7 protein-coding genes and 1 tRNA gene are annotated in these 11725 nt (G+C 67.2%); 5 read left to right on the forward strand and 3 right to left on the reverse strand.

The features are described 5' to 3' along the window. Positions 1-108: 108 nt before the first annotated feature. On the forward strand, positions 109-900 hold the full coding sequence (locus NW895_RS24285) for a Pr6Pr family membrane protein (RefSeq protein ID WP_289938011.1): 792 nt from the start codon (positions 109-111) through the stop codon (positions 898-900). Positions 901-933: 33 nt separating this feature from the next. Continuing rightward, positions 934-1007: transfer RNA gene (locus NW895_RS24290), tRNA-Pro, on the forward strand. Between the two features lie 348 nt (positions 1008-1355). On the opposite strand, the gene NW895_RS24295 is transcribed toward NW895_RS24290, so the two are convergent. Further along, positions 1356-4661 carry a type ISP restriction/modification enzyme gene (locus tag NW895_RS24295; RefSeq protein WP_289938012.1) on the reverse strand — a complete coding sequence of 1102 codons (3306 nt, stop codon included), beginning with the start codon at positions 4659-4661 and terminating at the stop codon, positions 1356-1358. Positions 4662-5020: 359 nt separating this feature from the next. Then, positions 5021-7186 (reverse strand): UvrD-helicase domain-containing protein, encoded by a 2166-nt coding sequence (locus tag NW895_RS24300; RefSeq protein WP_289938015.1) that lies wholly within the window; start codon positions 7184-7186, stop codon positions 5021-5023. A 234-nt stretch (positions 7187-7420) separates the two neighbouring features. Between NW895_RS24300 and NW895_RS24305 the strand changes: the two genes are divergently transcribed. Together NW895_RS24305 and NW895_RS24310 are read left to right on the forward strand one after the other, a co-directional pair. Continuing rightward, entirely contained in the window at positions 7421-8356 is a 936-nt protein-coding gene (locus NW895_RS24305; protein ID WP_289938016.1) for a choice-of-anchor P family protein, read from the forward strand. After that, on the forward strand, positions 8349-8687 hold the full coding sequence (locus NW895_RS24310) for a hypothetical protein (RefSeq protein ID WP_289938019.1): 339 nt from the start codon (positions 8349-8351) through the stop codon (positions 8685-8687). The genes NW895_RS24305 and NW895_RS24310 overlap by 8 nt, the downstream gene beginning before the upstream one ends. Positions 8688-8710: 23 nt before the next feature. Here NW895_RS24310 and NW895_RS24315 read toward each other — a convergent pair whose 3' ends face one another. Then, positions 8711-10249: a LacI family DNA-binding transcriptional regulator gene (locus NW895_RS24315; RefSeq protein WP_289938020.1), complete on the reverse strand. Its 1539-nt coding sequence runs from the start codon at positions 10247-10249 to the stop codon at positions 8711-8713. A 188-nt stretch (positions 10250-10437) separates the two neighbouring features. Between NW895_RS24315 and NW895_RS24320 the strand changes: the two genes are divergently transcribed. Beyond that, positions 10438-11643, forward strand: a complete 1206-nt coding sequence (locus NW895_RS24320) for an IS256 family transposase (protein ID WP_289938317.1) — start codon at positions 10438-10440, stop codon at positions 11641-11643. The last annotated feature ends 82 nt before the right edge of the window (positions 11644-11725 follow it).

An 11725-nucleotide genomic window follows, 5' to 3' on the forward strand; every position in this document is an offset into this window, starting at 1 on the left:
CACGGCCACGTCATCCGGACAGCTCAGCCGAACACCTCACCCGCACACCTCACCCGGACAGCGCACCCCACATCGCCCGATATGCCCCACTCTGCCTAGCGTGAGGGCATGACCGCCCCGATACCCAGGGACATCCCGGACCTCCCCGCGGTTCCGGGCAGGCCCGTGCTGCTGCCCTCCCCCGTCCCGGCCACGGCCGTCATACCCCGCGTACACCGCCCCCTGACCGCGACCTACCGCCTCCTGGTCGCGCTGACGGCGCTCGCGGGGGTGACCCTGGAGCTCCTCGTCGCCCCCAGCCCCCTCCAGGTCCTGAGCCACTTCACAGTCCAGAGCAACATCCTGCTGGCGCTGGTCCTCGCCCTCTCGGCCCGGCGCGCCTGGACGGCCCGCCACCCCCTGCCGAGCGCCCTCACGGGCGCGGCCCTGCTCTACGTGGTGATCAGCAGCCTGGTGTACCACCTGCTGCTGGCCCACACGACGAGCCCGTTCCCCATGCCGGGCTCCCTGACCGGTGAGTCCGCCGCCCCGACGGGCTGGCCGGCCGTCGCCAACCAGATCCTGCACACGGCGACCCCGGTCGCGGCCCTCCTGGACTGGCTCCTCCTGACCGCCCCGTCCCGCCTGCACCTGCGCCAGGCCGCCTCCTGGCTGATCTATCCCCTGACCTACCTGACCTTCTCCCTCGCCCGCGGCGAACTCCTGACCGGCGCCCGCTACCCCTACCCCTTCCTGGACGCCCACCAGCACGGCTACCGAAGCGTCCTCGCCAACGCCCTCCTCCTGGGCCTCGCCTGCTACGCCCTGGCCGTCCTCCTCGTGGCCCTCGACCACGCCCGCCCGAACCTCATCCGCCACCGCTCGAAAACCGGATTTCGTCTACAGCCACCAGTGGGCTAAAGTAAACGACGTCGCCGCGACAAGCAGTGACATCGGGGTGTAGCGCAGCTTGGCAGCGCGCTTCGTTCGGGACGAAGAGGTCGTGGGTTCAAATCCCGCCACCCCGACAGGGAAGTACCAGGTCAGGGGCCTGATCCGCAGTGCGGGTCGGGCCCCTGAGTGGTTCCTGGAGATCGTTTGGGAGAAATCTGGGAGAAGATCTTGATCGGGGTCTCCCAAGGGTTGCTCGCCGGGGCCGTCCAGCGTCGGGCAGCCGATCGTCCTTGGGGCTGCACGTTCGCGAATCCAGGACCGACGAATGACCGTAATCACCATGCGAGGCCGCCCCACGTTCCTCCGGATCATCGCTCATGGCCGGCCATCGCTCAGTTCGTCTCGACGACCACGCCCATGTCCTCGTCCGACAGATGCACAGCCGCCCCTTCGTGACGTGGGACCGGGCTTGCTCCAGGACGTCACAGTCCCGGCATTGTGTCTCGCCCAGCGGCGGGTTTGACGGGCTTGAGTGCGTGTCGTGGCACCGGGAGGACGCCTCCCTCCGCCAGGTCCCGTATGGAGATGAGAGGGCCGGAGCAGACCGCTTCCAGCAGTTCTCGTTGAGCCGGTTCCTCCTGCACCAACAAGCCGAGGATGTTGAGCAGCGTCAGCAACTCGGTTGTCCAGTCGGGAGACCAACGACGGGCCACTACATTGTCGAGTTCCAGTCTTCGCTTGCCCGCCGGCTTCTTGCGGCGATAGCCGAACCACTTGTCCAGTACGTTCATCCCGGAGACCTGATACTCCCTGGTGGATGGCAGCACCGGCGCGATGCACCCCGAACCGATCCACAGGCGCTGCTCCTCTGGCTCGTATCGGAGAGCCTGCGGCATTCCCTCCTCCGTGTCTGGTATCTCCACGACACAGCGAGGGCGGCCTGAGGGAAGACGTAGCATCTCGCGCGTACGTCCTTCTGCCTGGTCCGAGAAGCGGTCTCCGTACGTGTGCAGCCACAGCACGCGGCGGCCTATTCGAACCGCGCGGTCCCACAGACGAACGTCTCCGGTCAGTGGTACCCGAACGCCGGGGTCTTCGAGGTTCTCGCGGAAGCGCTCCGTGTAGGCGGGATGGGAGATCAGCCCGGCGATGTAGGCCAGGAAGTCTTCGGGCGTGACTGGTGTGGCGAGCCGTCGTGAGAGCACGTCGAGCAGGGCGGGAGCGATGTTGGGAGATTCGCCCTGTGCATCGCGGTAAAGCGGCCGGACACAACCGCTGCGTCCGTTGAAGTAGTCCATGTCAGGGATCAGCGCGCTGAACACGAGGGCCGGGCCGTTTACGACGGGATGAGCGTTCTGCTCCACGGTGAAAACCTGATGATCTCCCCGCACCCGCCAGAGGTCGGGCCGCGCAACTACCATGAGCCGGTGATCCGGCAGGATCAACTGGCGGTCGAAGGAGCGGTACCCAACCTGGACAGGATCGGGCTGAGGTCGCCGCTCCTGTCGTAACGGAGTTGCGTCGTAACCGGTCGTTCCGGCAAGAGGGGTCACTCGGCTGTCGATCGTACGGTCCCTGGCCTCTCCGAAGAGTTCCCTGCGCTCGGATGGGTCGGCGCCCAGGAAGATGCGCCATCGCTTGCGGAGCGTCTCCTCATCCGGTGCATAGACCCATACGCGGCCGGGCGTCACCCCACGCGAGGACCACGGCATCAGGTCTCTGATCAAGGGAGCGCTCATCCATAGGTCATCTCCTTCCGGAAGGAAGGGGTCTGTGTCTCCCGTTGCGCAGTCACGCCACTCGGGATCGTCGAGGGTCAAGCTGAGCAAACGCCGGGCCTTGTCGTCTCGATGCCCGTGCACTTTCAGATGGTGCACGAGAGCACCGTCCTCACGGTGGTCGTCTCGTCGACGCACGAACACCGCGATGCATAGCTCTTGGGCGACATCCGGAAAGAGGCGGTTCGCCACGGCAGATCGTTGGCCTTCGGGAGAGAGATCGATGACCCAGCCTTCATCGGCCGATTTCCGCAGGTAGCGGCGCATGCCAGCGAACGCGCGGCTCCTCAGCCAGGCTTTCGGCGTGATGTAAGCAACCACGCCGAACGGTGCGTCATCGTGGGCGTCGAAAACCTTCCAGGTCCCCCAGCGCCAGAAGAAGACGTGCAGGTTCGACAGCTTCGACTCGTAGGTACCGTTGCCGGGCAACCGGAAGTCGTCGAGCGGTGGGTCTTCCCCGACATTTGGATCACCCGCCTCGATCCATTTGCCCGCACCTCGAGTAACAGCATCGTGGGGTGGGTTGCCGATGACCACCATGACGCGCTCGTCCCGCTTGACCTTGTTGGCCTGCCGACGGGATTCCGCGAGCGGGCGATATGTGTGGGGGATCCAGTTGAACTCGGCCCTCGGATTGTCGAGAGTGTCAGCCACCAGGAGGCGCAATCCCTGTTTCGGAGCAGCGGATCCGTAGTCCTTCAGCAGTGCGTGCATCCGCAGATCCGCCACGGCGTAAGGGCCGATCTGTCGTTCGAATCCGATGAGCCGCTGACCAACCATCTGCCGGAGGCGGGGACCGAGTGCTCCAGGTCCTTCTTCTTCGGTGATGATGGCGGCGGCCCGCTTGAGGACCGACAGCAAGAACGTGCCCGTTCCCATGGCAGGGTCAACGACGACCACTTCCGATGACGCAAACCCGGTCCCGATCCCGAAAGACCTCTTCAGAATCGCCTCGGTCAGGCGGACCATGGCCTCGACCACACCATGCGGCGTGTAGTACGAGCCGGTACGCACGCGCAGCTCACGGTCGTAGATCTGCAGGAAGTCCTCGTACAGGAGGAGGTAGGAGTCTCCGGACCCGTCGTCAAGTCGGCTCCAGTCGACGGCTCCCACCACCCGCAGCAGCGTGTCGAGCGTGGTGGACAGGTCACCGGTCGCCGACTCTTCGGTGAGGACATCGAGAGCCTTACCCATCAGCGAGTGCCGCTTGCCCAGCTTCGAGGCGATGGCGTGTACCGACTCGCCCTCGAATGCGATGCCTTCGACCCGGGCCAACAGAAGGGCGAACACCACTGTCTGGCCGAACTGTTCGACGAACTCATCATCGGTTGTCTCGGGGAACAGCAGTCGCCGCCACTCTTCGGCGATCTCTGTGAAAACCCGGCGGCGCCTGCCAGCCTTCTCCTGAACCATCGACTCGGCCACCTCGTCACAGAGCAGACGACACAGGCCGGCGACAGACCGAACCAACTGCGTGGTGGTACGGGGTGGCTTCGGCTGCCAGGTGAGAAAGTCCTGGAGCACCCGGGCAAGGGCGGCGCCGTCGGGGGTGAGCCGGGCCCCGGATGTGAGGACTGAACCCTTCATCCGGGCAAGTTGTCCGACGAGTTGGCCACTGCGATACAGCGCGAACTCGTTCCCGTCGCAGTAGAGGACGTTGGGCAGCAGACGTAGCTTTTCCCACTGCGCGGCGCTGTCCCCAGTGAAGTGGGAGGGGTCCGCCCCGCGCCCGGGCTTCTTCAACTCGATGTAGCCGACGAGCGCTCCGTCGACCGACACCGCGTAGTCGGGCCTGGCCCGCAGGTCCACGAGCGGGACCTCACCGGTCAGGGTGATGGCGAACCCCAAACGTGCTCCGACAGTCCGGATCAAAGTCTCCATCGGGCCACGGAGTTGGTCCTCTTGCCAGCCACCACCTTTTAGCTTCGGGGTGACCTCGGCCCCGAAGGCGGATACGGCCACCCGCACGGCTTCTTCGTAGGTGCCGCGTTGATCTGCTCGTACCGCCATGCCGCCCCCTTGCGGTAAAGACGGCCGACGGGTTGTGCGAACCTCACGGCCGCACCCTGCTCTCGAACACGCGGGGCCCCATCCCCGACATCACACTCTTACCGAATGTAAAGAGCAGACAGCAGATTGTGAAGAGCGCATCATGCGAAGAGCAGGTCCTGGGGCGACCACATGAATAGGACGGATACGAGTCTGTGTCCGTGAGGCTCGCGCCGCAGCCGCCTCAAGCCACCGCTCGATCGGCAGCGGGAGTCCTCGGCTTCAAGCCACAAACGATGGCAGTGTGATCACCAAGGGCCCGCCACGCTGAATCGCAACCTGGATTCCGGGTACGCGAACTGGCCCACGAGTCCCGTCCGTCATCGCCCCTCTGGGTGCCGGTTCACACTACCCAGCCACAGCACGTCACGCGCTCGGGTCATGGCCACGAAGAGTTGGCTGCGGGCAAGCTCGTTGCGCTCGCGTTCGGTTTCGGAGGCTTCCGCGTCGGGCGTACGGGAGCCGTTCGCCAAGGCCGCGTCGTGCTCCGGGAGATAGACGCGCTTGAACTCCAATCCCTTGGCTCGGCGGTAGCTGCCGAGTTTGACGGCGTCGACGGGGCGGCCGTCGTAGTGCTCCAGCAGGCATACGGAGATGCCCGCCCGTTCGAGGAGCCGCTGGTAGTGGCCGATGGCGCGCATGGATGGGCACAGCACCGCGGTGTCCGGGCGGGCTCCGGGCGGCAGGTCGCGCAGGGCCTCCAGGAGGGCCTGGTCGTGCTCGGCCGGTGTCGGCTTCGCAACGCGGATCACGTTGCCGTCGTGATACGTGAGGTCGACGTCTCGGCGGCCTGGCGTACGCAGCCCGTCGATGTCCTCGAAGGAGTCCTCGGCGACGACCGCGAGCGCCGTGTCGAGGATCTCCTTGCTGTTGCGATAGTTGGTTCGCAGCACTTGCCCGCGGTCGCCGCGGATGTCGATGCCGGCGTCGGACAGGCGGAAGCCGCCGGGGTAGACGGCCTGTTGGCCGTCTCCGACCAGCAGTAGTCCGTTGGGCGCATCGCCGACGAGAGTGTGCAGGAGCCGTACTCCGACCAAGGTCAGGTCTTGGACCTCGTCGACGATCACTGCCGCATAGCGGTGTTGTGCTGTGTTGCGCCGCGCTTCTGCCAGGGCGAGGGAGAGGACGTCATTGAAGTCGTGCACGCCGCGCTCGATGCGGAGCGCTTCGTACGCCTCGTACAGAGCCCAGACGGCCTGCCGATGCGGACGCCGCAGACTCGCGCGACGGCGTCGGCGGGGCACCGTGGCGTACTCCTCAAAGGACGTGATGCCGCGACCTTTGATGACGTGGTCGATCTCTTCCTTCCAGTATCCCGGGGCCGGGTCGATCTCGGTCAGGCAGCTGTCGCGGCCGACGTGCTTCCAGGCGAGGCTGAAAGCGGTCTGGGCCTTGTCTCCGTGCAAGCGGACGGGGACACCGCTGTCGTGCAGGAACTCCTGGGCCCAGGAGTGCAGGCTTCGGAAGTCGACCCTGTCGGCCACGGCGGGAGACATGGTCTTGAGGAAGGTGGCCTGCACCCGGGGGAGGTTGTTGGCGAAGGTGACGTACAGGAGCCGGCCGGTGGTGCGCTGGGCGAGGTGTGCCGCGCGGTGCAGGCCGACGACGGTCTTGCCAGTGCCTGCAGGGCCGCTGATCCGTGCGGGGCCGGCCCAGTTGCGGCGTACCAGAGCTACCTGATCGGGGTGGAGGAAGGTCATCCACTGTTCGATCGGGGCCTGCAGCGCTTCTTCCAGAGCCGCCTCGCGCAGTCCGTCAAGGTCGAACAAGCCGTCGGACAGCTCTTCTTGGGGCTGCACCTGAGGCGGGGACGGTGCTGTCTGCGTTACGGACGTTCCCTCGTACTCGGGGAAGACCCGCTCCAGGTGGTCGGCGATGGCACGTACGGATTCGGCGCGAAGTCGACTGCGCTCCGACAGCAGAGCCGGCCCGACCTCATGCTCCCCCAGTAGCCGGATCCTGCCCAGCCCAGCATCTACGCGGTGCCCTGCGAAAACCATGAGGGGCTGGACCGCGACCGGGGACATCCCCAAGGACGCCACCGCCGACTCGGCCGCCTTCGTCACGGCCAGGAGCTTGGCCGCGTGCTCATCGCGGGGCTCGCCGCCGACGCGGAGCTTTCCCTCCGAAGCCTCTGGTACGGAGCGCCAGTTCTTGACGTCGAGAACGAACACACCGCCGGGGCCGACCAACAGCATGTCCACGTTGGCCGCTCGCGTTCCCGGCCACCTGCGGTCAACCAGTAACCGCCACCCGCGCGCCGTCAGGACCAACAGCTGGGCGGCGATCCTGCGTTCGCCCTCGCTGGCGGCTTCCCAACGGCGTGCCTGCTGCCGCGCTGTCTGCCACTGCTCCCTGAGTAGCCGTTCCTGCCGCCGCGCCTCCTGCGCCCGCCGCGATGCCGATCCACCAGCCGCCATGCCACGCTCCCTCGTACGCAGAGTAGTGATCTTAAGACGATCAGCGATGGACAGGGCAGGGCGCACGACTGACCAAGTTCATCCCCACCGAATGACTTCAGCCATGCCTGCGGTCATCGGGCACATGCCGTTGAAGCCAGCGCACCGTCAATGGACCACCCGCCCCCGAGAAAGCTGCGCCGCCGTGGCCGATCAGGCACGGGAGCCACACAGCAGACATGCACCGGCACCACCACGGCATCGGGTACGGCGACCTGCACCATCGACTCGGTCGACCAGCCGCAGGGAACGTCGAACGCGGTGCCTGTCGCCGTCACCTTCGGCGGCGACGACGACTACAACCCGTCCAGCACGTCCGCCGAACTGGGCCTGACCTCACCGACGAAACTCGACTACACCGGCGTGACGCACCTCGCCAACGGCACTCCGGCCCAACTGGCCGCCAAGCTCACCGACTTCCGCGGAGACGCGGTGCCTGGGAGCAGTGTGCGCTTCGCCCTCGGCACCGGGGACCAAGAGCAGACGTGCACGGGAACGACGAGCGACACGGGGACCGCTACCTGTACCGTCGCGTCGGTGGACCAGCCGCTGACCGACTCCGCCACCGTCCCGCTGCGCGCGTCCTTCGCCGGTGACGCCGGCTACCTGGCCTCCGACACCTCCGCACAGCTGAAGCTCCAGTACGCGACGGGCCGCGCATACGGCGTCTCGGCGCACGTCGACCTCATTGGCGTACCGCTGCTGGAGGTCGATCCGCAACCCGACACCGGAACTGTCCGCACGGCGGACGCGACCGCGACCGACACCCCGTGCTCGGCCGAGTACACCTCACTCCTGCTGTCCGTGCAGAAGCTGTGCCCCAAGGTCGCCACGACGCTCGCCCCCGGCAAGGTCACGGCGACCTCGACCGTGGCGCAGGCACGTATCGGGCTGCCCGGTGTGCCCCTCATCGAGGTGTCCGGGCTCACCGCGACCTCCAGCAGCGAGTGCGGCAAGGCCATGGGCAGCACCACGCTCACCCTGAAGATCGCGGGAGTTCCGGTTACCGTGTCGGGTGATCCGAACACGGAGATCCCGCTCGTCGGAGGTGGCCGGCTCATCGTGAACGAACAACTGCCCTCGACCGGCGCCGACGCCGGCCTCAAGGTCAACGGTATCCACCTCGTCCTTCCCGCCGACGGCGGCGAGGTCGTCCTGGCCTCGACGGACAGCGCGATGCACAACTGCGGTGACTGACGACCCCGCCGACTGGGGCGGGCCGCAGGAATACACAGACGTATTCCTGCGGCCCGCCCGCCGGGCTATCCAGGATCTTTGCGAACGACGGGGCGGCGAACTGGAGTCACTCACCTGCGAAGTCGTGCCCGGCGCTGCGGGCGACGTGGTCGTCGCCGCTACGACAGTGGTGCTCTTCCGCGGTCGCCGCTGCGTCTTCCGCCGCGGGATCTGGCCGCCGAGCCACCCCGCCGCCACCCGAGCCGCCATCTACGCGTCCGTCTTGGAAGAGCGGCTGATGACACGTGTGGTCCCACAGCTCGGCGACGACGCGTCGCCAGTCGACCTCTGAGGCGCACACTGACGAGCGTCGGCTCAACGCTCAGTTCCACCTCTCGGACTGGTCATCGTGGCACGAGCGCGCAGTAGCCGATCGAGTACGGCGACCGGCGAGCGCGGGTACAGGCTCCAACGGGCATCGAGCGCTGCCTCCCACTGCTCGGTCAGGCCGGCCTTGAGACGCTCACGCATGCCGGGGGTCACGTGGGCGTAGCGCGCTGAGACCGAGCCGTCGATGTGGCCCATGCGCTCGTCCATCAGCACCTTCTCGGTGCCTAGGTCCTCCATGTGTGTGCGGTGGGAGTGGCGCAGGCCATGCGGGGTGAGCCCTCTGGCGACGGGCAGCCAGCAGGCGTCGGCCCGGCCTTGGGCGTTGCGGCCACGGACTGGGACACCGGGCCAGGGCTCGCCGAGCAGCGGGACCGGGCGGGCCTCCTGAGGTGCTTTCTTCGGGTACCAGCCGGAGCTGGCGGGCGCGAACAGCCAGGTGGCGAAGCCGTTGCGGCGCCAGTGGGCGGCGTTCTCCGTCGGGGTGCCGCCGCGGATGAAGTTCAGTTCGGCGATGGCGAGTTCGACGCGGGCGCGGGTGTCCTCCTGTACGCGTTCGGGGTGGTTGAGCACGTTGGACACGGTGCCGGTGGAGACGCCCGCGCGGCGGGCGACGTCCACCAGCTTGGCGCCGGTGTGCCCGCCGTTGCGGGCGGTTCCCTGGCCGTGTAAGACGTAGCGCTTGCCGTGGCAGGGGCACGGCGTCGGTTTCGTACGGGCGATGTGGTCAGCGACCAGGGCCGACAGCCAGTCCGTCGCGTCGATGGTGCGGTAGCTGTCGTCCTTGGGCGGGCAGCGGATCAGCTCGCCCGAGTCCAGTTCGTACAGCTGGTGTTCCACGCGTATGGCGCCGGACCGGGCGAACTCGGTCTCCAGGCCGACGATTTCCCCCCACCGCATCCCCGTGTAGCCCTTGAGGATCACGGCGACGAACTCGTCGTCGCGGCCGGACAGCAGGGCTGCGCGTTCGGCGATGAGGAGCAGACCGAGCGGGTCGGTGATGACCTTCTCGGGCCCGCGGTCGCGGGAGCGGCCGGCGCGTTTGCCGCGTCCGCGCCGCTTCGCTGCGGGGTTGGAGGCGATGAGGCCCTCGTCCACGGCGTCTTCCAGGATGAGGTGGAGCGTCGAGCGCCACGTCTTGACGCTGGATGCCGCGTAGGCGGCCTTCTCGCTCTTCTCCCAGGTGTCCACGTCCGTGCGGAGGATGCCGGCGAGGGCCTTGTCCTCGAACTCGGGGAGCAGGTGCTCCTCTATGTGGCGGCGGTAGTTCTGCATGGTGGACGCGGCCAGGTCCTGGGCGTCGTACCAGCGGCTGGCGTACTCGCCGAAGGTCTCCTGTCCGGCCGCCGGGTCGCGCCAGGTGCCGCGCCGGACCTTGGCCTCTTCCTCATCCGCGGCCTGCTTGGCCTCCCGCTTGGTGGCGAACTTGAGCACCGCGCCCGTCGGGTCGACGACGGTGCCGTACTTGCCCTCGCTGGCCTTGTATCTACCGCGCCAGTAGCTGCCGCGCTTCTCGGCGAAGCCCACGCCTCGCATCCCCTCCTTTCTCGGATGTGCCGGGTACAGCTACGCAGCTGTGCCGTACTGGGACCTGCGGGGGAGTGTTCAATGATCGGCGGATCCGATGATCAAGGAGACGCCAGATGAGCGACACGTCCATCGAGCAGATACCGGGCGGCGAGCCCGCGGCGGCGAGTGACGAGCAGTTGGTTGCGATGCTCGTGGATCGGGCTCGGTCGGAGGGCCTGCAGCTGACGGGGGAGGGCGGGCTGCTCCAGCAGCTGACCAAGCGGGTGCTGGAGTCCGCCCTGGAGGGCGAGATCACCGATCACCTCGGATACGAGAAGCATGACGCGGAGGGCCGGGGCAGCGGCAACAGCCGCAACGGGGCCCGGGCGAAGACGGTGCTGACCGATGTCGGCCCGGTCGAGGTCAAGGTCCCCCGGGACGTGGCCGGGACGTTCGAGCCGGCCATCGTCAAGAAGCGGCAGCGGCGCCTGTCCGGGGTGGACGAAATGGTGCTGTCGCTGTCCGCGAAGGGCCTGACGCACGGGGAAATCTCCGCACATCTGGCCGAGGTCTACGGCGCGAGCGTGTCCAAGGCGACCATCTCCACGATCACCGACAAGGTGATGGACGGGATGGCGGAATGGTCCAACCGCCCCCTGGACCGCGCCTATCCGGTGTTGTTCGTCGATGCGATCAACGTGAAGATCCGGGACGGGCAGGTGGCGAACCGTCCGATCTACGTCGTCATGGCCGTGACCGCCGAGGGCCACCGCGACATCCTGGGGATCTGGGCAGGCGACGGGGGCGAGGGCGCGAAGTACTGGCTGAGCGTGTTCACGGACCTGAAGAACAGGGGCGTCGACGATGTCCTGATGCTGGTCTGCGACGGACTGAAGGGCCTGCCCGAGGCGGTGGAGGCCGTCTGGCCTCGAACGATTGTGCAGACCTGCGTCGTTCACCTGCTGCGGAACTCCTTCCGGCACGCGGCCCGCCAGGACTGGGACAAGATCGCCAAGGCGTTGAAGCCCGTCTACACGGCACCGAACGAGAACGCCGCGACCGAGCGGTTCAGCGAGTTCCAGGAAGCCTGGGGGAAGAAGTACCCGGCGGTCATCCGGCTCTGGGAGAACGCCTGGGCCGAGTTCGTGCCCTTCCTCTCCTTCGACGTCGAGATCCGCAAGGTCATCTGCTCGACGAATGCGATCGAGTCCGTCAACGCCCGCATCCGCAAGGCCGTTCGCGCCCGCGGCCACTTTTCCAACGAGGCCGCGGCCATGAAGTGCGTCTACATGGCGCTGATGAGCCTGGACCCGACCGGCAAGGGCCGCAAGCGATGGACCATGCGCTGGAAGGCGCCCCTGAACGCCTTCCAGATCGCCTTCGAAGGCCGGCTCACCCCGGCCGCCAACTGACCCCTACAAAAACTGGATCAGCCGTCTACTGGACCCCCCCCCCCCCCCCCCCCCCCCCCCCCCCCCCCCCCCCCCCCCCCCC

The sequence above is a fragment of the Streptomyces sp. S.PNR 29 genome (assembly GCF_030386795.1).
Taxonomy (GTDB): domain Bacteria; phylum Actinomycetota; class Actinomycetes; order Streptomycetales; family Streptomycetaceae; genus Streptomyces.